Source organism: Streptomyces sp. NPDC020875 (assembly GCF_040641415.1).
GTDB lineage: Bacteria > Actinomycetota > Actinomycetes > Streptomycetales > Streptomycetaceae > Streptomyces.
In genome coordinates this window covers 56,011-78,387 of record NZ_JBFADP010000029.1, presented here as the reverse complement: position 1 = coordinate 78,387, position 22,377 = coordinate 56,011, and the positions used below count along the sequence as shown (strand labels likewise).

Annotated in this window: 20 protein-coding genes; 10 read left to right on the top strand and 10 right to left on the bottom strand. The window is 71.7% G+C overall.

The window, feature by feature from the left end:
• Positions 1-143 precede the first annotated feature (143 nt).
• Positions 144-1,007 (bottom strand): SDR family NAD(P)-dependent oxidoreductase, encoded by an 864-nt coding sequence (locus AB0G74_RS18665; RefSeq protein WP_361147418.1) that lies wholly within the window; start codon positions 1,005-1,007, stop codon positions 144-146.
• Between the two features lie 468 nt (positions 1,008-1,475).
• Here AB0G74_RS18665 and AB0G74_RS18660 point away from each other — a divergent pair, with 468 nt between their 5' ends.
• Positions 1,476-3,848: a glycosyl hydrolase family 18 protein gene (locus AB0G74_RS18660; RefSeq protein ID WP_361147415.1), complete on the top strand. Its 2,373-nt coding sequence runs from the start codon at positions 1,476-1,478 to the stop codon at positions 3,846-3,848.
• A gap of 509 nt (positions 3,849-4,357) precedes the next feature.
• Here AB0G74_RS18660 and AB0G74_RS18655 read toward each other — a convergent pair.
• The gene (locus tag AB0G74_RS18655) at positions 4,358-4,915 is read right to left on the bottom strand and encodes a carboxymuconolactone decarboxylase family protein (RefSeq protein ID WP_361147412.1); all 558 of its coding nucleotides are present in this window, start codon (positions 4,913-4,915) and stop codon (positions 4,358-4,360) included.
• A gap of 100 nt (positions 4,916-5,015) precedes the next feature.
• Positions 5,016-6,221, bottom strand: coding sequence for an ornithine--oxo-acid transaminase (rocD, locus tag AB0G74_RS18650; protein WP_361147409.1), 1,206 nt, complete (start codon positions 6,219-6,221; stop codon positions 5,016-5,018).
• Positions 6,222-6,551: 330 nt separating this feature from the next.
• Here rocD and glyA point away from each other — a divergent pair, with 330 nt between their 5' ends.
• The 3 genes from glyA (at position 6,552) to AB0G74_RS18635 (ending at position 9,883) form a co-directional block, all read left to right on the top strand.
• The gene (gene glyA, locus AB0G74_RS18645; protein ID WP_361147406.1) at positions 6,552-7,820 is read left to right on the top strand and encodes a serine hydroxymethyltransferase; all 1,269 of its coding nucleotides are present in this window, start codon (positions 6,552-6,554) and stop codon (positions 7,818-7,820) included.
• 180 nt (positions 7,821-8,000) lie between these two features.
• Positions 8,001-9,014: a tryptophan--tRNA ligase gene (trpS, locus tag AB0G74_RS18640; RefSeq protein WP_361147403.1), complete on the top strand. Its 1,014-nt coding sequence runs from the start codon at positions 8,001-8,003 to the stop codon at positions 9,012-9,014.
• A 260-nt stretch (positions 9,015-9,274) separates the two neighbouring features.
• Positions 9,275-9,883: a 2'-5' RNA ligase family protein gene (locus AB0G74_RS18635; protein ID WP_361147400.1), complete on the top strand. Its 609-nt coding sequence runs from the start codon at positions 9,275-9,277 to the stop codon at positions 9,881-9,883.
• Between the two features lie 24 nt (positions 9,884-9,907).
• Here AB0G74_RS18635 and AB0G74_RS18630 read toward each other — a convergent pair whose 3' ends face one another.
• Complete coding sequence (locus AB0G74_RS18630) at positions 9,908-10,663, bottom strand: decaprenylphospho-beta-D-erythro-pentofuranosid-2-ulose 2-reductase (RefSeq protein WP_361147397.1); 756 nt, start codon at positions 10,661-10,663, stop codon at positions 9,908-9,910.
• A gap of 62 nt (positions 10,664-10,725) precedes the next feature.
• Complete coding sequence (locus AB0G74_RS18625; protein WP_361147394.1) at positions 10,726-12,111, bottom strand: FAD-binding oxidoreductase; 1,386 nt, start codon at positions 12,109-12,111, stop codon at positions 10,726-10,728.
• Between the two features lie 208 nt (positions 12,112-12,319).
• On the opposite strand from AB0G74_RS18625, the gene AB0G74_RS18620 reads away from it, so the two are divergent.
• The 3 genes from AB0G74_RS18620 (at position 12,320) to AB0G74_RS18610 (ending at position 15,252) form a co-directional block, all read left to right on the top strand.
• The gene (locus tag AB0G74_RS18620) at positions 12,320-13,141 is read left to right on the top strand and encodes a phosphatase PAP2 family protein (protein ID WP_361147391.1); all 822 of its coding nucleotides are present in this window, start codon (positions 12,320-12,322) and stop codon (positions 13,139-13,141) included.
• 125 nt (positions 13,142-13,266) lie between these two features.
• Positions 13,267-14,172 carry a decaprenyl-phosphate phosphoribosyltransferase gene (locus AB0G74_RS18615; protein ID WP_361147482.1) on the top strand — a complete coding sequence of 302 codons (906 nt, stop codon included), beginning with the start codon at positions 13,267-13,269 and terminating at the stop codon, positions 14,170-14,172.
• A 99-nt stretch (positions 14,173-14,271) separates the two neighbouring features.
• Positions 14,272-15,252: a YihY/virulence factor BrkB family protein gene (locus AB0G74_RS18610; protein ID WP_361147388.1), complete on the top strand. Its 981-nt coding sequence runs from the start codon at positions 14,272-14,274 to the stop codon at positions 15,250-15,252.
• Positions 15,253-15,318: 66 nt separating this feature from the next.
• Here the strand turns inward: AB0G74_RS18610 and AB0G74_RS18605 are convergent, their stop codons facing one another.
• Positions 15,319-16,680 carry a D-alanyl-D-alanine carboxypeptidase gene (locus AB0G74_RS18605; protein ID WP_361147385.1) on the bottom strand — a complete coding sequence of 454 codons (1,362 nt, stop codon included), beginning with the start codon at positions 16,678-16,680 and terminating at the stop codon, positions 15,319-15,321.
• 157 nt (positions 16,681-16,837) lie between these two features.
• Between AB0G74_RS18605 and AB0G74_RS18600 the strand changes: the two genes are divergently transcribed.
• Complete coding sequence (locus AB0G74_RS18600; RefSeq protein WP_361147382.1) at positions 16,838-17,134, top strand: hypothetical protein; 297 nt, start codon at positions 16,838-16,840, stop codon at positions 17,132-17,134.
• A gap of 105 nt (positions 17,135-17,239) precedes the next feature.
• Positions 17,240-18,634: a metallophosphoesterase gene (locus AB0G74_RS18595; RefSeq protein WP_361147379.1), complete on the top strand. Its 1,395-nt coding sequence runs from the start codon at positions 17,240-17,242 to the stop codon at positions 18,632-18,634.
• A gap of 33 nt (positions 18,635-18,667) precedes the next feature.
• On the opposite strand, the gene AB0G74_RS18590 is transcribed toward AB0G74_RS18595, so the two are convergent.
• The 3 genes from AB0G74_RS18590 to AB0G74_RS18580 are packed head-to-tail and all read right to left on the bottom strand — an operon-like array spanning position 18,668 to position 20,498.
• Positions 18,668-19,582 (bottom strand): TetR family transcriptional regulator, encoded by a 915-nt coding sequence (locus AB0G74_RS18590; RefSeq protein ID WP_361147377.1) that lies wholly within the window; start codon positions 19,580-19,582, stop codon positions 18,668-18,670.
• 11 nt (positions 19,583-19,593) lie between these two features.
• Positions 19,594-20,067: a DCC1-like thiol-disulfide oxidoreductase family protein gene (locus tag AB0G74_RS18585; RefSeq protein ID WP_361147374.1), complete on the bottom strand. Its 474-nt coding sequence runs from the start codon at positions 20,065-20,067 to the stop codon at positions 19,594-19,596.
• The gene (locus AB0G74_RS18580; RefSeq protein WP_361147371.1) at positions 20,064-20,498 is read right to left on the bottom strand and encodes a hypothetical protein; all 435 of its coding nucleotides are present in this window, start codon (positions 20,496-20,498) and stop codon (positions 20,064-20,066) included. The genes AB0G74_RS18585 and AB0G74_RS18580 overlap by 4 nt, the downstream gene beginning before the upstream one ends.
• A 228-nt stretch (positions 20,499-20,726) precedes the next feature.
• On the opposite strand from AB0G74_RS18580, the gene AB0G74_RS18575 reads away from it, so the two are divergent.
• Positions 20,727-21,497 (top strand): alpha/beta hydrolase, encoded by a 771-nt coding sequence (locus tag AB0G74_RS18575; RefSeq protein WP_361147368.1) that lies wholly within the window; start codon positions 20,727-20,729, stop codon positions 21,495-21,497.
• A 118-nt stretch (positions 21,498-21,615) separates the two neighbouring features.
• Here the strand turns inward: AB0G74_RS18575 and AB0G74_RS18570 are convergent, their stop codons facing one another.
• On the bottom strand, positions 21,616-22,197 hold the full coding sequence (locus AB0G74_RS18570; protein ID WP_361147366.1) for a hypothetical protein: 582 nt from the start codon (positions 22,195-22,197) through the stop codon (positions 21,616-21,618).
• Positions 22,198-22,377 lie beyond the last annotated feature (180 nt).

Genomic DNA, 22,377 nt, shown 5'->3' with positions numbered 1-22,377 from the left:
CGGGTCCGGCCCCTCGATGAAGGGGGCCGGACCCGGGGTCCGCGTCGTTCGTGCCGCCGGTACGGGTCCCCAGGCACCGGACTCCGTAGCCCCGTAGCCCCGAACACCCCGCGCACCGGCCCGTCCCCGCCGCTCCGGCGCCGCTACTGGCCGTACCCCTCCGGCGCGGGGACCGCGTCCTCGGCCGCGCGGCTGGTGGCCTCCCAGGCCCGCCAGGTCTCCAGCCGTGCCTCCGTCGTGGTCATGGCGACGTCGTAGGCGAGGCCGCCCAGCAGCAGCCGGAGCGGCGGGTCGTCGGAGGCGACCAGCTTCAGCACGGCGTCCGCGGCGAGTTCGGGGAGGCTGTCCCTGGAGCCCTCGGCGAACTGCTCGTGGAGTTCGGTCCGCAGCTCCGCGTAGACGTCCAGCGGCTCCGTCATCGTCAGGCCCTTGGTGTAGAGCCCCGTCCAGTAGCCGCCGGGCTCCACGAGGGTGACCTTGACGCCGAACCGGGCCGCCTCCGCCGCGAGCGACTCGCTCAGCCCCTCCAGGGCGAACTTGCTGGCGCTGTAGAGCCCGGTGAGGGGGAAGCCGCCGAGCGCGCCGATGCTGGAGATCTGCACGATATGGCCGGAGCGCCGGGCCCGGAGGTGGGGGAGGGCGGCCTGGCTGACCCAGAGCGCCCCGAAGAAGTTGGTGTCGAGCTGGGCGCGGGCCTGCTCCTCGGTGAACTCCTCGATCATGCCCATGGCCAGGTAGCCGGCGTTGTTGACGACCACGTCGAGCCGGCCGAAGTGGTCGACGGCCCGGTCGACGGCGGCGATCACGGCCGTACGGTCGGTGACGTCGAGGGGGAGGGCGAGCAGTCGTCGCTCTCCGTGAGCAGCGGTCAGTTCGTCGAGCGGTCCGATGTCCCGGGCCGCCGCGACGACCCGGTCGCCCGCGGCCAGCGCCGCCTCGGTGAAAGCCCGGCCCAGGCCGCGGCTGGCGCCGGTGATGAACCAGACACGGTCGGCTGAAGTGGTCACAGCGGGCTCCTTACAGGGCGTGACGAACAAGCGCGATGCTTACGGTTTGCGAGACGGTGCGTCTCGTTCCGTGGTGTCGACTGTAGACCGCCGGGAGAGTGTTGGCAAGACGGTTCGTCTCGTCTTGTTGGGAGGGGTGTCCGGTGGCTGCCGTGCCACGTGGGGTGAAAGTTCTTTCATCCGGCCGGGGGCGACCTTCGTGCGGCTCTGCCCCTTGAGTCCCCGGTCAGGGCCCGGACGTGCCGTATTCGCGCGGGGCATAAGGGACATGAGAATCACGGTGTAAAGGTCCAGACCTATTGACGCGTTGGTCTAGTCCTCTTAATGTCTCGTTCACCTCTGCGGATCCGGCCCCGGGACGAGCACAGCCCCCGGGACCAACGTGCCCACCCCCCATGCCAGTTGAGCTAGGCCGAACACCCTGCGTCCTGTTGACGGACGCGGGCCCCCCACCTGGAGGATCCGAACGTGCTGTCCCCCCGACGAACGAGAGCGACGCTGTTCGCCGCCGGTGCCGCCGCCGTCGGCGCGCTGCTGGCGACGACGCTCTCGTCAGGCGTGTCTCAGGCCGCCTCACCGAATTCCTCGTGTCGCCCCGAGGGGCTGTACACGACCCCGGGCGTCGACGTCCCGTACTGCTCCGTCTACGACGCCGACGGCCGCGAGAAGATGGGCGCCGACCACCAGCGCCGCATCATCGGCTACTTCGCCAACTGGCGTACCGGCAAGGACGGCAGGCCCGCGTACCTCGCCAACAACATCCCGTGGGACAAGATCACCCACATCAACTACGCGTTCGCGGGCATCGACTCCGCCGACAAGATCACCGTCGGCGCCGACAACGCGGACAACCCCAACACCGGGATGACCTGGCCGGGCGTCGCCGGGGCCGAGATGGACCCGGCCCTGCCGTACAAGGGCCACTTCAACCTGCTGAACAAGTTCAAGAAGCAGCACCCGAACGTCAAGACGCTGATCTCGGTCGGCGGCTGGACGGACAGCGGTGGCTTCTACAAGACCACCACGAACGCCGACGGCTCGGTCAACCAGGCGGGCATCAACACCTTCGCCGACTCGGCCGTCGAGTTCATCCGCAAGTACGGGTTCAACGGCGTCGACATCGACTACGAGTACCCGACCTCGATGAAGGACGCGGGCAACCCGGCCGACTGGCCGATCGCCAACGCCCGCCGCGCCGGGCTCAACAAGAGCTACAGCGTGCTGATGAAGACCCTGCGGGAGAAGCTGGACCGCGCCAGCGCCACCGACGGCAAGCACTACCTGCTGACCGTCGCCGCGCCGTCCTCCGGCTACCTGCTGCGCGGCATGGAGACGTTCGAGACCACGAAGTACCTCGACTACCTCAACATCATGTCGTACGACCTGCACGGCACGTGGAACGAGCACGTGGGTCCGAACGCCGCCCTCTTCGACGACGGCAAGGACTCCGAGCTGGCGGGTGCCGGGATCTACAACACCGCGCAGTACGGCGGGATCGGCTACCTCAACACGGACTGGGCGTACCGCTACTTCCGCGGCTCGATGCCGGCCGGCCGGATCAACATCGGCGTGCCGACCTACACCCGCGGCTGGAAGAACGTCCAGGGCGGCACCGACGGCCTCTGGGGCAAGTCGGCGGCCACCACCTGCCCGCCCGGCTCCGGTCTGACCAAGTGCGGTGACGGTGCCGTCGGCATCGACAACGTCTGGCACGACAAGGACACCAACGGTCAGGAGTCCCCGGCGGGCTTCAACCCGATGTGGCACGCCAAGAACCTGGAGAAGGGGATCGTCCCCGACTACCTGCCGAAGTTCGGGCTGCCCGCGGACACCAAGCTGACCGGCGCCTACGTCCGCAAGTACGACTCGACCCTGGTCGCGCCGTGGCTGTGGAACGCGCAGAAGAAGGTCTTCATCTCCACCGAGGACGAGCAGTCCATCGGCGCGAAGGCCGACTACGTGGTCAACAACGGCCTCGGCGGCACCATGATCTGGGAGCTGGCGGGCGACTACGACTACAACGCCGCCAAGGGCCAGTACGAGCCCGGCTCGTCGCTGATCAGCCTGATGTACAACAAGTACAAGGCGGCGACCCCGTACGGCGCGAAGAAGTCGAACATCACGCTGCCGACCGAGGCGATCAACGTCGGTGTCGAGTTCAACCAGTTCGCGCTCGGGGACAGCAACTACCCGATCAGCCCGAAGCTGAAGATCACCAACAACACCAAGGCGACCCTGCCCGGCGGTACGGAGTTCCAGTTCGACTACGCGACCTCCGCGCCGAACAACGCCAAGGACCAGTCCGGCTTCGGTGCGAAGATCATCCGCAGCGACCACACCGGTCCCAACGTGGGCGGTCTGAAGGGTGACTTCCACCGCGTGTCGCTGAAGCTCCCGGCCTGGCAGACGGTGGCCCCGGGTGCCTCGGTCGAGCTGGACTTCGTCTACTACCTGCCGACCTCGACCCCGTCGAACTGGACCGTCACCTTCGGTGGCAAGTCCTACTCCATCGCGGCCGACCTGGCCCGCGGTACGACGCTCGTCGAGCCCGGTGACGGCGGTGCCACCAACGGCGGTGCCAACAACGGTGGCGCGAACAACGGCGGTGCCAACAATGGTGGCGCGAACAACGGTGGGGCCAACAACGGCGGTGCGAACAACGGTGGCGCGAACGGCGCCGGTGGCACCTGCACCGCGACCCCGTGGGCCGCGACCTCCGAGTACGGCAGCGGTGTGACCGTCTCCCACCAGGGCAAGAACTGGAAGTCCAAGTGGTGGACGAAGGGCGAGGAGCCCGGAACCAGCCAGTGGGGCCCCTGGCAGGACCTCGGTCCCTGCTGAACGACCGGATGACCACCCGATGACGGGTACGCGCCGGGCGGGATGACCCCGGCGCGTACCGACCACCGGTCACCAGGACCGAACAACAACTGAAGACACAACTGAAGACACAACCGAAGAGACAACTGAACAGATCCGCTGACAACCCGGCGGCGCAGTCCCTGACCCTGCGCCGCCGGGTTTTCGTATGCCCGGACGGCGTTCGGCGGGCAGCGGTCGGCGGGCGAGGTCGGCGGACCGCCGGGTGGGTGTCGGGAAACCCGGGCGCGATGCGATTACCGGAACTGTGCAGGGGATGTCAATGAAGTCCGCACGGAAAGTCAATTCGCGGGCGGCCGGGGCCCGTAGATTCGAGCAGGAACGGGTGCCCCTGTTCACCGGGGAGGACCGCGGCGCTCCCGGCTATTCGCCGGCTGGGAGCCGACCGTGACCGACCCGGCGGGCCCGTCCTCCGCCGCCCGCGTTCGGCGGAGGACGGGACCCGAGGAGTGCGGAGCAGTCCGTACGGCTCAGTCGCCGCTGACCGGGAACGGGAACATCCCCGGCTCGTAGTGGCCGGGCACCATCCGGGCGGTGAGGGAGAGCCGGTTCCAGACGTTGATGAGGTTGATCGCCGAGATCACCCCGGTCAGCTCGGCAGGCTCGAACTCCTTGGCCGCCCGCTCCACGACGTCGTCCGGGACGAATCCGTCCGTCGGGACCGTGATCGCCTCGGTCAGATCGAGGGCGGCGACCTCCTTGGCGGTGTAGAAGTGGCGGGATTCCCGCCAGGCCGAGAGCTGGACGATCCGCTCCACGGTCTCGCCCGCCGCCAGCGCGTCCTTGGTGTGCATATCGATACAGAACGCGCAGCGGTTGATCTGCGAGGCGCGGATCTTCACCAGTTCGTGCAGAACCGGGTCGACCACCTTGTGGACGGCCCGGTCCAGCTGGTTCAGCGCCCGGTGGACGCCCGGGTCGAGGGCGCCGAGATCGATCCTGGGGGTGTGTTCGGGTAACCGCTCGGGGGCCCGTTCCGCCGCCGGGGCGGTGGCCGACTCGTCCTGACTTCCGTTGGATGTCGTCATACGGAGGAATCTAGTGCCGGGCCCTACCGCCGTACGCGAACGGAACCGGCCGGGTTCGGATCCGGTCCGAACCCGGCCCCGGCGGGGGCTTCGATCCGGCCTACCCCGCGAGAACCGCCCGCAGCTGGTCCAGCCCCCAGTCCAGGTCCTCCTTGGTGATCACCAGCGGTGGGGCGAACCGTATCGTCGAGCCGTGGGTGTCCTTCACCAGCACCCCGCGTTCCATCATCCGCTCGGAGATCGCCCGGCCGGTGCCGTACGCGGGGGAGATGTCGACGCCCGCCCAGAGCCCCCGGCCCCGGACCGCCTCGACCGCGTCGCCGCCGGTGAGCGCCCCCAGCTCGCGGTGGAGATGTTCGCCCAGCTCGGCCGCCCGCTGCTGGTACTCGCCGGTGCGCAGCATGTCGACCACCTCCAGCGCCACCGCGCAGGCCAGCGGGTTCCCGCCGAAGGTCGAACCGTGCTCACCGGGCCGGAACACCCCGAGCACTTCCCGGGACGACACCACCGCCGAAACCGGCACGATCCCGCCGCCGAGGGCCTTGCCGAGGATGTACACATCGGGCACGACGTCCTCGTGCTCACAGGCGAAGGTCCGGCCCGTCCGGCCGAGACCGGACTGGATCTCGTCGGCCATGAAGAGGATGTTCCGCTCCCGGGTCAGCCTGCGGACCGCGGGGAGATAGCCCGGCGGCGGGACCAGGACCCCGGCCTCGCCCTGGATGGGTTCCAGCAGTACGGCGACGGTGTTCTCGGTGAGGGCGGCTTCCATCGCGGTCAGGTCCCCGTACGGCACGATCTCGAAGCCGGGGGTGTACGGGCCGTAGTCCGCCCGGGCCTCGGGGTCCGTCGAGAAGCTGATCACCGTGGTGGTCCGGCCGTGGAAGTTGTTCCCGGCGACCACGATCTTCGCCATGTTGTCGGGGACGCCCTTGATCCGGTAGCCCCATTTGCGGGCGGTCTTCACCGCCGTCTCCACGGCTTCCGCGCCGGTGTTCATCGGCAGCACCATCTCCATGCCGCACAGCTCGGCGACCTTGGTACAGAAGTCGGCGAACCGGTCGTGGTGGAACGCCCTGGAGGTGAGGGTGACCCGTTCCAGCTGGGCCTTGGCCGCCGCGATCAGCCTGCGGTTGCCGTGACCGAAGTTGAGGGCCGAGTAGCCGGCGAGCAGATCGAGATAGCGGCGGCCCTCGACATCGGTCATCCAGGAGCCCTCGGCCGTCGCCACGACGACGGGCAGGGGGTGGTAGTTGTGCGCGCTGTACGCCTCCGCGGTGGCGATGGCGTGCTCAGAAGCAGTCACGGGATCTCCGTTCTCAGGGCGAGCCGGACGGTCCTTCCGGTGGAGCGGGATCGCCGCCCCTGTTCCTATGGTCACTCACCGGCCGGACCGGGAAACCTCCGTACCGGGGCGGGTCGCGCCGTACGGCCCCGGAGGGCCCGGCGGATCCGCGCGCGGGCCGGTTCCGGCGCCGTACGGAACACCCCGCCGCCGGACCCCCTTGGCATAGGGTGGCGGTACGCGCGGCGACTGGCGTACGGGGAGATCACCCCGAGGGAACCGTGCGCGCAGGAGCACACGCGGTGCCGCCCGCCTGGGTACCCCGGCCCACTCGTGAGCCCGGAGGACACCATGACTCTTCCCCTGCCCCATCCCGCACTCGCCGCCGCCGATCCCGAGCTCGCCGGTCTCGTCGCCGACGAGGAGCGGCTCCAGGCCGAGACGCTGCGGATGATCCCCAGCGAGAACTATGTCTCCCACGCCGTGCTGGAAGCCTCCGGCACGGTCCTCCAGAACAAGTACAGCGAGGGCTATCCGGGCCGTCGCTACTACGAGGGCCAGCAGGTCATCGACCAGGTCGAACGGCTGGCCGTGGCCCGGGCCAAGGCGCTCTTCGGCGTCGAGCACGCCAATGTCCAGCCCTACTCCGGCTCCCCGGCCAATCTCGCCGTCTATCTGGCCTTCGCCCGGCCCGGCGACACCGTGATGGGCATGGCCCTGCCGATGGGCGGCCATCTCACCCACGGCTGGGGTGTCTCGGCGACCGGCACCTGGTTCAACGGCGTCCGGTACGGCGTCCGCGCGGACACCGGTCTGATCGACTTCGACGAGGTCCGCGAGATCGCCCTCAAGGAGCGGCCGAAGATCATCTTCTGTGGTGGTACGGCCCTGCCCAGGACCATCGACTTCGCGGCCTTCGCCGAGATCGCCCGGGAGTCCGGCGCGGTCCTGGTCGCCGATGTCGCCCATATCGCCGGGCTGATCGCCGGCGGCGCCCACCCCTCGCCCGTCCCCCACGCCGATGTGGTCTCCACCACCACCCACAAGACCCTCAGGGGCCCGCGCGGGGCGATGCTGATGTGCCGCGAGGAGCATGCCAAGGCCATCGACAAGGCCGTCTTCCCCGGTCTCCAGGGCGGCCCCCACAACCAGACCACCGCCGCGATCGCCGTAGCGCTCCACGAGGCCGCCAGCCCCGCCTTCCGTACCTACGCCCATGCCGTCGTCGCCAACGCCCGCGCCCTCGCGGACGCCCTGCTTGCCAAGGGCTTCGACCTGGTCTCCGGCGGTACCGACAACCATCTGATCCTGATGGACCTGACCGGCCGCGACGTCCCCGGCAAGATCGCCGCGAAGGCCCTCGACCGGGCCGGAATCGTCGTCAACTACAACACCGTCCCCTACGACCCCAGGAAGCCCTTCGACCCCTCCGGCATCCGGCTCGGCACCCCGTCCCTCACCTCCCGCGGGCTGACCGCCGACCACATGCCGACGGTCGCCGACTGGATCGACCGCGCGGTGACCGCCGCCCGCTCGGGCGACGAGGACACCCTCACCAGGATCCGAACCGAGGTCGCCGCCCTGATGTCCGAGCACCCCGCCCCGGGCCTCCCCGTCTGACCGCCGCCCTCCGGGCCCGGACCCGCCGGGGTCCGGGCCCCGCTCCCGCGGCCCCCGCAAGGGCCCGCGGGCCCGGTCGCGAGCCTCCGCCCGGCCCGGTCCCGGCCCCGTCCCGGCCTCGTTCCGGCTTTTCTCCACCGGCGGCCCGAGCCCGGTCCGGCACCTGAGAGAATGAGGCCCATGGCAACCGTCCGACCTCGCGCCCTGTCCGGGATCCAGCCCACCGCGGGCTCGTTCCACCTCGGGAACTATCTCGGGGCGATCCGCCAGTACGTGGCGCTGCAAGAGACCCACGACGCCTTCTACATGGTCGTCGACCTGCACGCGATCACCGTTCCGCAGGACCCCGCCGAGCTGCGCGCCAATACCCGGCTCGCGGTGGCCCAGCTCCTCGCGGCCGGTCTCGACCCGGATCGCTGCACCCTCTTCGTCCAGAGTCACGTTCCGGAGCACGCCCAGCTCGGCTGGGTGATGAACTGCCTGACGGGCTTCGGCGAGGCGTCGCGGATGACCCAGTTCAAGGACAAGTCCGCCAGGCAGGGCGCGGACCGGGCCACCGTCGGTCTCTTCACCTACCCCGTGCTCCAGGTCGCGGACATCCTGCTCTACCAGGCGGACTCCGTCCCGGTCGGTGAGGACCAGCGGCAGCACATCGAGCTGACCCGGGATCTCGCCGAGCGGTTCAACACCCGGTTCGGCGACACCTTCACCATTCCCGCGCCGCACATCGTCAAGGAGGTCGCCAAGATCTACGACCTCCAGGACCCGGCGATCAAGATGAGCAAGTCGGCCTCCACGCCCAAGGGCCTGGTCAATCTGCTCGACGAGCCCAAGGCGACCGCGAAGAAGATCAAGAGCGCGGTCACCGACACCGGGACCGTCGTCTCCTACGACCCGGTGGAGAAGGCCGGGATCAGCAATCTGCTGACGATCTACGCCACCCTCACCGGGCGCTCGATCCCCGATCTCGTGAAGGAGTACGAGGGCCGGATGTACGGGGCGCTGAAGACGGACCTCGCCGAGGTCGTCGTGGAGTTCGTCACGCCGTTCCGGGAGCGTACCCAGGCATATCTGGACGATCCGGAGACGCTGGACTCGATCCTCGCCAAGGGCGCGGAGAAGGCCCGCGCGGTCGCGGCCGAGACGCTGGCGGCGGCGTACGACCGGGTCGGCTTCCTGCCCGCCAAGCACTGACGGCCCCGGCGTCCGGTCCGGGCGGCGCGGTACGGCGGGCGACGGGCGGCGGCGCCCAGCAGGTACGGGCCGCTTTCGTGGCCCGTTCGGACCAATTGATGGTGTGTTCTGCGTCTCTGGCCGATCCGCCGCCCACCGGCCACACTGGCGGCGGACGGCCCGCCGCGAGAACGCGCCGCACCACCGGACGCATGATGACGCAGTACGAACGACACAGCGGCAGCCAGCGGCAGTCACGACGCGATGGACGGGAGAAAGACGTGGGGACCGTAACGCTCGGCGTTTCGATCGCGGTCCCGGAGCCTCACGGCAGCTTCCTCCAGGAGCGGCGTGCGGGCTTCGGGGACCCCGTCGCGCACTGCATCCCCACCCATGTCACCCTGCTGCCGCCCACCGAGGTCGACCGGGAGTCCCTGCCGACCGTGGACGCGCATCTGCGCGAGGTCGCGGCGGTGGGCAGGCCGTTCGTGATGCGACTCGCCGGTACGGGAACGTTCCGCCCGGTCTCCCCGGTCGTCTTCGTCAACGTCGTCGCGGGCGCCGCCGCCTGCGCCCGGCTCCAGGAGCGGGTCAGGGGCGGCTCCGGTCCGCTCGCCCGTGAGCTGCAGTTCCCGTACCACCCGCATGTCACGGTCGCCCATGCCATCGACGACGCGGCGATGGACCGGGCCTACGGGGAGCTGGCCGCCTTCGAGGCGTCCTGGACCTGTGGTTCCTTCGCCCTGTACGAGCAGGGCGCGGACGGGGTCTGGCGGAAGCTGCGGACGTACACCTTCGGCGGCGGGCTCGGCGCCGTACCCGCCCAGGGCGCCCCCGTCGAAGAACGCACCGAACGCACCGAGTCCGCCGACCCCGCCCACACCACCTGACGTCTGACGCCTGACGGCGACGGATCAGACCGGGAGCCTCCGGAACAGCGGTCGCGGTACGTGCCGCAGCGCCGCCATCACCAGCCGCAGCGCCCCCGGCACCCACACCACGTCCGATCCCCGCCGCAGCCCCTGCTCCACGGCGAGCGCGACCGCCTCGGGCGTGGTCGCCAGCGGTACGTCCGGCAGCCCCGCGGTCATCCTGGTCCGGACGAACCCGGGCCTGACCACCATCACCCGCGCGCCGGTCCCGTGCAGCGCGTCCCCGAGGCCCTGGGCGAAGGCGTCGAGCCCGGCCTTGCTGGAGCCGTAGATGAAGTTGCTCCGGCGGGCGCGCTCCCCGGCGACGGACGAGAGCACCACGAGCGATCCGTGGCCCTGGTTCTGGAGAGCCGTGGCGCAGACGAGTCCGGCGGAGACGGCGCCCGTGTAGTTGGTCTGGGCGACGCGGACGGCGGCGGCCGGGTCGCCCTCGTCGTTGGCCTGGTCGCCGAGTACCCCGAAGGCGAGCAGCACCAGATCGAGGTCTCCCTCCGCGAACACCTTTCCGAGGACTTCCTCGTGCGCGGCCGGGTCGAGCGCGTCGAACGGGACCGTACGGACCTCGGCGCCGAGGGCGCGCAGCCCGTCCGCCGCGGTATCCAGTTCGGCCGAGGGGCGGCCCGCGAGCCAGACGGTCCGGGTCCGGCGGGCGATCATCCGCCGGGCGACGGCGAGCCCGATCTCGGAGGTGCCGCCGAGGACGAGCAGGGATTGCGGGGCGCCGAAGGCGTCTTTCATCGAGGTGCTCCTTCACGAGACGAGACGGAACGAGAACAGGGCGGAACGCGATCAGGTGGCGGTCAGAGAGCGAGCCGGCGGGCCAGGTCGGAGGTGAAGACCCGGTCGGCGCCGGTACGGGCCCGCAGCTCGCGGAAGTCGTCGAGCCTCGGGTACATCGCGGCCAGCAGCTCGGGCCTGAGCCGGGAGTCCTTGGCCAGATAGACCCGGCCCCCGGCGGCCACGACCTCCTCGTCCAGTTCGTCCAGGAACGATCCGAGTCCGGGCAGGCCCGCCGGGATGTCCAGCGCCAGGGTCCAGCCGGGCACCGGGAACGACAGCCAGCCCGGGTCGCCCGCCCCGAACCGCTTCAGTACGGCGAGGAAGGACGGGCAGCGGCGCCGGGAGATCCGCCGGACGATCCGGCGCAGCGTCTCCTCCCGGCCGTGTCCGACCACGAACTGGTACTGGACGAAGCCGTTCCGGCCGTAGATCCGGTTCCAGTGGGGCACCCCGTCCAGTGGATGGAAGAAGGAGGTGAGCCGCTGGATCCGGCCGGTGGCGGCCCGGGGCGAGGTCCGGTACCAGAGTTCGTTGAAGAGCCCGACCGTGGCCCGGTTGAGCAGCCCCGGCGGTACGGCGGCGGGGGCGGCGGGCAGTCCGCCGGGGCGGAAGGCGAGCGGGGCGCGCCGGGCGCGGGCGGGGAGCGCGTCGAGCGGCGCGTGCTCCCCCCGGGTGAGTACGGAGCGCCCGGTGGCCCGGCCGCGCGCCAGCAGATCGATCCAGGCGACGGAGTAGCGGTGCCGCTCGCCGTCGGCGGAGAGCCGGGCGAGCGCGTCGTCCAGATCGGTGGCGCGTTCGGTGTCGACCAGCATGTACGAGCTCTCCACCCGGTGCAGCCGGACGGCGGCGGTCAGCACCACGCCCGTCAGGCCCATACCGCCCGCCGTGGCGTCGAAGAGTTCGGTGCCGGGTGTCACGGTCCGTACGGTGCCGTCCGCCGTGAGCAGGTCGAAGGCGTCGACATGCCGGGTGAACCCACCGCTGACGTGGTGGTTCTTCCCGTGGATATCGGCGCCGACCGCCCCGCCGACGGTGACGTAGCGGGTGCCGGGGGAGACCGGGACGAACCAGCCCAGCGGCAGCAGCAGCTCCATCAGCCGGTGCAGGCTGACCCCGGCGTCGCAGACGACGGTGCCCGCGGTCGCGTCGATCGAGTGGATCCGGTCGAGGCCCGTCATATCGAGGACGCAGCCGCCCGCGTTCTGCGCCGCGTCGCCGTAGGCCCGGCCGAGCCCCCGGGCGATTCCGCCGCGCGCGCCCCACTCCCGTACGGCCGCCGCGGTCTGTTCCGGGGTCCGGGGGCGGCGGACGTATGCCGTCGTGGACGCGGTACGGCCCCAGCCCGTGACGGACACGAACGGGTCGTCGGCGTCGGCGAGCGGGGTGGTACGGATGTCGGCAGCCATACTCGTGACGGTATCGCCGCTTATGCCCACATTTTTGGAGTGCCTCGGGGACTCGCCGAAACGGGTGATTAAAGGAGTGTCATCCGATCGTGGCGTGAAAGTCGGCGTACGGGCCAGAAGAGTCCCCCGTGCCCGCGGCGGCTGCTGAAGCCGATGGGGCGCACGGGGCGAATCGGCGACGGACGGTGCCGGGAAGGGGCGGTGGAGCGTGGGACACACGGACGGCGGCGGTACGGGTACGGAGGCGCCGACCCCGCCCGGCTCCGGCACGCCCGGTCGGGGCCGGGCCGGGACCGCGGCTCCCCGGTCCGCCCGCCGGTCTGCCCGCCGGGGCCCCGGCCCGCGCGCCTTCGACCCGCGAAGAACCGGCGTCAGGCCCCTCGGCCCTCGTACCTTCGGCCTCCTCACCTTCGGCCCTCGGGCCCTCGATCTGCGGTGGTCCGGTCTCCGGTCGCTCGACTCGCGCGTGCTCGCCGTACTGCGGGCGGGCGGCGACCGCCCCGCCGTCGCCTCGGCCGCCCGGGTCCTCTCCCACGCCGGGGAGCACGCGGCGCTCTGGCTCGCCGCCGGGCTCACCGGTGCCGCCGTCGATCCCGCCCGCCGCCCGGCGTGGCTGCGGGCCACCGCCGTCGTCGCGGGCGCCCATCTCGCGGGGATGGCCGTCAAGCGGGTGGTACGCCGCCCGAGGCCGCCCGGGTACGAGGGGCGCGGTGCCCTCGTCCGTACCGCCGGACGTCACTCCTTCCCCAGCTGTCACGCCGCTTCCGCCACCGCCGCCGTGTTCGCCTTCGGCGCGCTGCCGGCCGGGCCCGCGGCCGGATCCGGAGCCCCGGGCGCCGGATCCCCCGGGCCCGGCGCCGTTCCGGCCGTCGTCGCCGCCGCGATGTGCGTCTCCCGGGTCGTCGCCGGGGTCCACTACCCGAGCGATGTGGTCGCCGGTGCCCTCATCGGCGGCCTCACGGCCAAGGCGGCGGCCGCCCGCAGGCCCGATCTCCGCAAGGCCCTCACCCGCCCCGGGAGGCCCCAGTGACCACCGAACACCGGTTCGTCCTGCTGGACCGGCCCGAGCGACCCGAAAACGGAACCGGGGACGACACCGGAAACGGAACCGGAACGAAGGTCCCCGCCCCCGCCGGGCCCGTCCGGGGTACGGGCATCCGCGGCGTCGCCGCCGTACTGGCCGGTCTCGTCCGGACCACCCGCCCCCGCCAATGGGTGAAGAACGTCCTGGTCGCCGCCGCGCCCGCCGCCGCGGGCGAACTGGACGACCCCAGCAACGCGGCCCGGCTCGCCGTCGTCTTCGTCCTCTTCACGGCCGCCGCCGCGGCCGTCTATCTGATCAACGACGCCCGCGACGCCGAGGCCGACCGGGCCCACCCGGAGAAGCGCCACCGCCCGGTCGCCGCCGGGATCGTGCCCGTTCCCCTCGCCCACGCCACCGGCGCGCTGCTCGCCGTGCTCGCCGTCACCGGCGCCCTCGCGCTCTGCAACGCCATGACCGGCGCGCTGATCGGCGCGTATCTGGTGATGCAACTCGCCTACTGCGTCCGGCTGAAACACGTCCTGGTCGTCGACATGGCCGTGGTGACCACCGGATTCCTGATGCGGGCGATGATCGGCGGGGTCGCGCTGGCCATCCCCCTCTCCCGGTGGTTTCTGATCACCACCGGCTTCGGGGCGCTGTTCATGGTCGCGGCCAAGCGCTACTCGGAGGCCGTACGGATGGCGGACGCGGAGGGCGGCCGGGGCGCGACCCGTGCGCTGCTCGGCGAGTACACCACCGGCTATCTGCGGTTCGTCTGGCAGCTCGCGGCCGGGGTCGCCGTCCTGGGCTACTGCCTGTGGGCCCTGGAGGGCGGCGGTACGGCCACCGGGACGGCGCTGCTGCCGTGGCGTCAGCTCTCGGTGATCGCCTTCATCCTGGCGGTGCTGCGGTACGCGGTCTTCGCCGACCGGGGCGCGGCCGGGGCGCCCGAGGACGTCGTCCTGGGCGACCGCGCGCTGGCCGTCATCGGTGTGGTGTGGGCGGCGATGTACGGGCTGGCGGTCGCCGGACTGTGAGAGTCCCGCGTCCCGGGGCGCTCCGGGGGCCGTCGACACCGTGACGGAAGAGTCGGCAGGTCGGGAGGTTGGCGGCGGACTGAGGGGTAGGCGTAGCCCATGGACTGGTTGAGCAGGCTTCCCGTCGTCGGGCCGTGGTTCGTCCGGCTGACGCGGACGCACCCCTGGCACACCTACGAGACGCTGGAGCGGGTGCACTGGACGCGGCTCGCCGCCGCCATCACCTTCCTCAGCTTCCTCGCCATGTTCCCGTTGATCAGCCTCGCGGTCGCGGTCGGCGCGGCGCTGCTCAGCAAGGACCGGCTGGGCCGGCTGGAGGAGCGGATCGGCGACCAGGTGCCGGGCATCTCGGACCAGCTGGACGTATCGGCCCTGGCCGCCAACGCGGGGACCGTGGGGCTGGTCTCGGGCGCCCTGCTGCTGCTCACCGGCGTCGGCTGGGTGGGGTCGATAAGGGACTGCCTGCGGGCCGTGTGGGGGCTCGACGATCTCGACCAGGGCAATCCGTTCGTCCGCAAGGCGTGGGACACGGCGATTCTGCTGGGGCTCGGGGCGACCGCCCTGGCGTCCTTCGCGGCCTCGGCGCTCGGCTCGACGGCGGTGGGGTGGACGGCGGACCGGTTCGGCCTCGACGGCGGCGGATCCGGTGTGGCGCTCCGGGTCGTGGCGATCGTGATCGCCGTCGCCGCCGACTTCCTGATCCTGCTCTATCTGCTGACGCTGCTGCCGGGGGTGCAGCCGCCGCGCCGGCGGCTGGTGGTCGCGGGACTGATCGGCGCCGTCGGCTTCGAGGCGCTGAAGCTGCTGATCGGCGGATATATCCGGGAGGTCGCGGGGCGCAGTCTGTACGGGGCGTTCGGTGTCCCGGTCGCCCTGCTGCTCTGGATCAATCTGACCGCGAAGCTGCTGTTGTTCTGCGCGGCCTGGACGGCGACCCGGGAGCCGGGCGAGGAAACCGAGGCGGAAGCGGATACGAAACCGGAACCGGAACCGGAACCGGAAACAAAATCGGAGCCGGAACCGGAATCAGATGCCGACGACGGACGGAAGCCGTCCGGCCCGCCCGGCGAACGGACCTGAGGCCCGCCCGCCGTCCGGCCGTACGACTCCGGTCCCGTACGACTCCGAAGCCGTACGGCCCCCGGATCAGGCCCGGCGCCTCGGCCAGCGGCGGTTGACCAGGAACACCCCGGCCGCGAGGACCACCAGCACGCCGCCCGCGATCGCCAGGGCCGTTCCCACACCGCCCGACGACGTCCCCGCCTGCCCGGCGGACGCCTTCTTCGTCCGGTCCGTCTGGGCGGAGTGCTTGTCCGGGCCCGCGCCCACCGGCGGCGTCGCCGAGCGGGGCGCGACGAGTTCGCCCACCGGGGTGACCTTGCCCGCCGCCGCGAAGCCCCAATCGAACAGTCGCGCGGTCTCCTTGTAGACGGCCTGCCGCTCGCCGGAGTCCGGGTTCATCACGGTCACCAGGAGGACCTTGCCGTTGCGTTCGGCGACCCCGGTGAAGGTGGCCCCGGCCTGGGACGTATTGCCGTTCTTGACGCCCGCGATCCCCGGATAGGGCGCCACCCCGTCCCCGGTGATCAGCCGGTTCGTGTTGACGATCTCGAAGCTCTCCCGCTTCCCGTCCACCACCTTGCCCGGGAACTTGGCCTTGGCCGTGGCCGCGTAGTCCCGGAAGTCCTTCTTCTGGAGGCCGCTGCGGGCGATCAGGGTGAGGTCGTACGCGGACGAGACCTGGCCCGGCGCGTCGTACCCGTCCGGCGACACGACCTGGGTGTCCAGCGCCTGGAGCTCCTCCGCGTGGGCCTGCATGTCCCGCACGGTTTTCGCGATTCCGCCGTTCATCGCCGCGAGGACGTGCACCGCGTCGTTCCCGGAGACCAGGAAGACTCCGTTCCACAGATCGTGGGCGGTGTACGTCAGCCCCTCCTTCACGCCCACGGCGCTGCTGCCGGGCCCCACGCCCTCCGTGTCCTGCCAGCTCACCTTGTGGGTGTCCGTCTTGGGCAGCTTGGGCAGCAGGGCGTCCGCGAAGAGCATCTTCATCGTGGAGGCGGGCGGCAGCCGCCAGTGCGCGTTGTGCGAGGCGAGGACGTCGCCGCTCTCCGCGTCGGCGACGATCCACGACCGGGCGCTGAGGGCCGACGGCAGTACGGGCGCGCCCGCTCCCAGCTTCACCTGGGTTCCGGGCAGCCCCAGCTGCGTACCGCCGACCGTGGACATCGTGGCCGGGGGCGCGGGCTGCTTGCGGGCGGGCGCGCCCGGCTTGCCGTCGTCCGCCGGAGGCGGCGTGGAGGCCGAAGTCGAGGGGGAGGTCGAGGGGGAGGTCGAGGGGGAGGTCGAGGGGCCCGGGGTGGCGGGCGCGGTGACCCGGGTGACCGTCCTGTCCGGCGCGGCGGCGGTGGCGCCCTCGTGGGCCGACGCGAACGCGGGGGCGGCGGCGAACGCGGGCAGCAGCGACGCGGCGGCGGCCGTCAAGGCCGTTTTCTTCAGAACAGACACGGACCAGAAATTACCTGTCGGAGAGGAAAATATGCTTGTCGGGTCGGCGAGTCGCCGAGACGGCGGGCGGTCCGGGCGCGCCGCCCCACCGGCCGGGGCGTCATGACCCGTCCGACCCCGGCCGCCCGCACCCGTCCGCCGTCCGGATACTGGTCCCATGAAGCTCAGCCGCCCCGTCTCCTGGTTCCTGCTCGCCTTCGGGGCGTGGAGCTGGTTCATCTGGATATCTTTCGTCCGGAATCTCTGGAAGGACGGCAGCGGACTCGCCTTCGACGAAGCCGGTGACCCCACCGGCTACTTCTGGGTCCATCTGGTGCTCGCCGTCGTGTCGTTTCTTCTGGGGACGGTCATCGGCGTCATCGGGTTCCGGGGCGTCAGGGCGCTGCGACGGGATCAGGACGCGGTGGAACCCGCCGGGGTGGATCATGGTTCCGGCGGCCCGACCGGAGTCTGACTCCGGATCCGGGCACCAGCGGCGCGGCTGACGCGTTGAGATGCCCGGAGGGCCCCGGATCGGACCGGGTTCCCCGGCAGCGCACGGAGAACGAGGGAGCGGTCTGTGATCGTGGTCGTCCTGCTCGCGGTGGTCGCGGTGATCGCTCTGCTCGCGGCGGCGCACTGGTACATCTGGCGGAGACTCGTCCGCGATCTGACCACCAGCCGGAAGGCGCGCCGGACCGGCGCGGTGGTGCTGACCGTACTGCCGCTGATCTCCGTCGGGGCCCAGTTCTCGGCCCGCTCGGGGGTGCCGTTCGAGCTCCAGCAGGTCCTCGCCTGGCCGGGGTTCCTGTGGCTGGCGGTCCTGCTGTATCTGGTGCTGTTCCTGGTGGCGGGTGAGGTCATACGGTTCGGCTGGCTGAGGCTCGCCGCCCGGCGCGACGCCCGCGCGGGGACCGTCACGGTGCTCGCCGACTCCCCTGCCCCGGTGACCACCGAACCGGCACCGGCGCCGCTCCCGGCCCCCGAGCCCGCCTCCGGCACCGCCTCCGCCCCGGTCACCGTCGCCGAGCCGGAGGCCGCGCCCGTGGCCACCGCGCCCGCGTCCTCGGAGCCGGGTCCGGAGCCGGAGCCGAAGACCGCGCCCGCCCCCTCGGAGGCCGAGCCCCCGGCGCGGCCCGGCGGCGGTGTGTCCCGGCGCATGTTCGTCTCCCGGGTGGTCGGCGGGGGAGCTGCCGCCGCCGCTGTGGGGACCGTGGGCTTCGGCACGTACGGCGTACTCAACGGACCGACCCTCAAGCGGGTCACCGTCCCGCTGGCCAAACTCCCCAGGTCGGCCCATGGTTTCCGGATCGCCGTGGTCAGCGATATCCACCTCGGTCCGATCCTGGGCCGGGCCCACACCCAGCGGATCGTCGACACCATCAACCGGGCCAACCCCGATCTGGTCGCCATCGTCGGCGACATGGTCGACGGGAACGTCGAGGACCTCGGCCCGGCCGCCGAGCCGCTGACCGGTCTGGAGGCGCGCCACGGCTCGTTCTTCGTCACCGGCAACCACGAGTACTTCTCCGGCGCGCAGCAGTGGGTCGACCATGTCCGCGAGCTGGGGCTGCGCCCGCTGGAGAACGAGCGGGTGGAGATCGCGGCGGGCTTCGACCTCGCCGGGGTGGACGATCTGGCGGGCGAGACCGAGGGCAAGGGGCCCGACTTCGAGAAGGCGCTCGGTGACCGCGATCGCGGCCGTACCGCCGTACTCCTGGCCCATCAGCCCGTCGTCGTCCACGACGCCCGGAAGCACGGCGTCGACCTCCAGCTCTCCGGCCACACCCACGGCGGCCAGCTCTGGCCGGGGGAGTATCTGGCGGCCCTGGCCAATCCGACGGTCGAGGGTCTGGAGCGGTACGGGGACACCCAGCTGTACGTCACCCGGGGCGCGGGCGCGTGGGGGCCGCCGGTCCGGGTGGGCGCCGACTCCGATATCACCATGGTCCAGCTGGCGTCCCCGGAGGCGTGACACGGGGCCGGGGCCGGGTTCCGGAAAGGGGCGTCAGCCGGAGGCGCCCGGCCCCGCCGGACGGCCCCCGGCCCCTTCGCCCCGCCGGTCCGTCCCGTGCCCGGACCCCGGGGAGGCAGCCGCCTCCCCGGCCTCCGCCTCCCCGGCCTCCGCCGCCTTTGCCGCCTTTGCCGCGGTCCTCCGCCGTACGGACTTCTTCCGGGCGGCGACGGCGTCGGCGGTGGCCCGCCGGTCCGCCGCGCTCTGGGCCATCCCCGGCAGCAGGTCCGTCAGCAGCTCGTGTACGTCGGCCACGAGCGTCCGCAGCACCTTGAACCGGGCCAGGACGATGCCCTTCGCGGTGATCCTGGCCCCCTGGTCCGCCAGTCTGCGGGCCCGCTCGTGCCCTTCGGACCGGTCGAAGATCCAGGCCAGCACCATGCCCATCTGCGCCAGCCACATCATCTCCGGCAGGGTGTCCCTCAGCTCCGCCGGGACCTTCGTCCGCGACCCCGCCAGCACCTCCCGGTGGATGGCGACGGCCGCCTCCCGCGCGGGCTCCGACTCGACCGAGAAGGGGCTGAGCGGACTCTCCGGATCGGCCGCGTTCTTGAAGAACTGGGCCGCGAACTCGTGGTACGGCTCCGCGACGTCGAGCCAGGCGTTGAGCACTCCGGAGAGCCGGGCCCCCAGCTCGGTCTCCCGCTCCAACAGGGGCTGTACGGCCGCCCGGTGCTCGGCGCCGATCCGGTCGTAGAAGCCCTGGACGAGATGGTCCTTGGAGGCGAAGTAGTAGTACGCGTTCCCCACCGAGACCCCCGCCTCTTTGGCGATGGCCCGCATCGTGGTCCGGTCGTAACCGCGTTCCTGGAAGAGCCGCAACGCGGTTTCGAGGATCAGGGTGCGGGTCTGCTCGCTCTTGGGCGCTCGTGCGACGCTGACGCTGGCGTCGTTGGTCCGGTCGGTCACGCTGCCCGAGCCTAACCGGGCGGGGCGCACCGGTCGTCACAGGGCGGCCCGCCCGGCGGCACCTCGCGGGCCGACGCGCCGGTCGAGGCCCGGTACGCGGAGGCGGCGAGTACGGCGGCCCGGACGAACGGCCGCCCCGCCGGGGTCGCCAGCCGGCGGGCCGTCGCCCGGTGCGAGACCAGCGCCCAGAGGCAGACCAGGAACGCCGCGTCGTCCCGGTAGACCTGGCCCCGGTCGCCGACGACCGTGATCCGCCGGAGGGTCGTCGAGTGGTCGAGCCGGGGGAAGAGGGCCCGCGCCCGGTCGGACCCGGCGGGTACCAGGTCCAGCGGCACCAACTGGGGCTGGCGGAGCAGCCAGTTCCGCAGATGGGCGCAGAGCCCGCAGTCCGGGTCGTAGAGGACGGTGAGCCGCTGGACCGGTACGCCCCGGCATCTTCCGGCGCGCCGGACGGTGGTGCCCCGGCCGGGTCCGGCGGTGGTCATCGCTCGTCCGGGGTGTCCCGCGGCGCGGGCGGGGCCCAGCCCGCGGGGGTCCAGCCCGCGGGCGCCACCGGCGGAACCGACTCGTCCGCCATGCCGCGCCGCCGGAACCGGTTGAGGACGTAGACGTTGGTGAGATGCAGCAGACCCAGGACGAGCAGTACCACCCCGAACTTCACCGACAGCGCGTCGAACAGCTCCCGGGTGTCGGCGATCGACCCGGCGATCTTCAGATAGAGGGCGACGAAGCCCAGGTTGACCAGGTAGAAGCCGACGACCAGCAGATGGTTGACGGCATCGGCGAGCTTCTCGTCCCCCTGGGTCACATCGGCGAGGAAGACCCGGCCGTTGTGGCTGAGCGTGCGGGCGACCCAGACGGTCAGCGCCACGCTGACCGGTAGATAGACCAGATATCCGACGACGTGGAGATCCATGTCGCGACCTTTCTGAACGTGTTCAAAAGACCGACACCAGGAATGTAGCCCTGTTTTTGAACATGTTCAACGCGGAACTGGCGCTTCCGGAACGCGACTTGGGGCGGTGGCCGGGAGAAGCCCGGCGGCGGGCCGGGAGCCGGGCGCGAGGCGGCGACCCCGCCGGGGCGCCGGTCCGCCGGAAAAAGGCACGTGACCGGGGCGGGGCGCGGGGTAGAGTCCGCCGCGATGCTGACATATGACATGACAGGTACACCCGACGGCGGCCACGACGTCGTTCTGCTGCACTCCACGGTCTGCGACCGCCGGATGTGGGACTCCCAGTACGAGGCGATCGCGGCGGCCGGACACCGCGTCGTCCGGGGCGACTTCCGCGGCTTCGGCGACACGCCCTGCGGCAGCGGCTCCTACAGCGACGCCGATGACGTCCTGGCCCTGATGGACTCCGCCGGTATGGACCGGGCGGTGCTGATCGGCGCCTCGTACGGCGGCCGGACCGCCCTGGAGATCGCCCTGCGCGCCCCCGGCCGGGTCGCCGGGCTCGTTCTGCTCTGCGCCGGACTCCCCGGCATCCCCGACAGCCCCGAGATGACGGCCTTCGAGGAGCGCGAGGTCGGACTCGTCGAGTACGGCGACCTGGACGAGGCGGCGGCGCTCTCCGCGCGGACGTTCCTCGGGCCCGAGGCCGACGAGAAGACCCTGGCCGCCGTGGCCGGAATGCAACTGCGGGCGTACGAGGTCCAGCTCGCCGAAGCCGAGGAGTACAGCGGCGACGGGGAGTACGACCCGGCCGCGCTCACCGCCGTCACGGTCCCCGCCCTGGTGGTCTCCGGCGACCACGACCTGCCGGAGTTCGGCGCGGCGGCGGACCGGCTGACGGAGCTGCTGCCCGCCGCCCGCCGCCTGCGGCTGCCGTGGGCAGGCCATCTGCCGGGCCTGGAGCGCCCGGCGGAGATCGACGCCCTGCTGACGGAGTACCTCGCGGAGACGCCCCGCTGAGCCGCCGTACGGTCCGCCGGTGAGCCGTGAGGCCGCCGATGGCCGTACACGGATGAGCCGTACGACCCGCTGACGGGCCGTACGGCTCATTCGCGTGGGCGCCGCCCCGCCCGGGTCGTCACATGGAGCTGACCGAACGGGCGTAGTTCACCTGCCCCATGACCTGCTGGAAGGTCATGGCGTCCCGGGCCGGGATCATCGTCGCGTGATGACGGCCGCCGCTGGTGACGGTGACCTGGATATAGCCGGTGGTCTTCCGCTCCTTCATCAGCAGGAACAGCAGCCCCAGCAGACAGGCGAAGAAGAAGATCACCGCCAGCACGATCGCATGGGCCGGGATCTTCTCCTCCGTCCGGGACATGTCCACGGCGTTCCAGACCGCGCCGCGCAGCGGCATGTTCCCGGACGGGGTGATGATGGTGTCCGGCAGGACCGTGATGTCCCCGATCGACACCAGCGGCGTCCCGCCGCCGGCCGCCGGCTGGGCGGGCACCGGCAGGCCCGCCGCCCCCGGCATACCGGGCATGGTCGGGCTGTAGTTCCCGGCCGGGTCCGGATAGCCGTAGCCGGGCGCCGGAGAGCCGTACGCGGGCGTACCGGGCGCGGCCTCCGGACCCCACTGGTACTCCGGCTGGCCAGGCGGCTGCCCGGGCGGCCCGGAGGGCTGGGGCGGCTGCTGGAACGGATCGGGCTGGGTCATCGTCGGGCTCCCCGCTTCCCACTGCTTCGACACGGCAAACACCTTGATCCTGCCAGCCGCCGCGCCCCGGGGTGAAGCCCATCCGCCGAACCACCGCCCGAACCCGGCCGGTTACCCGCCTCCGCCCGGAGCCCCCGGAGCCCCCGGACACGCAGAACGGGCCCCGCGCCCACCACAGTG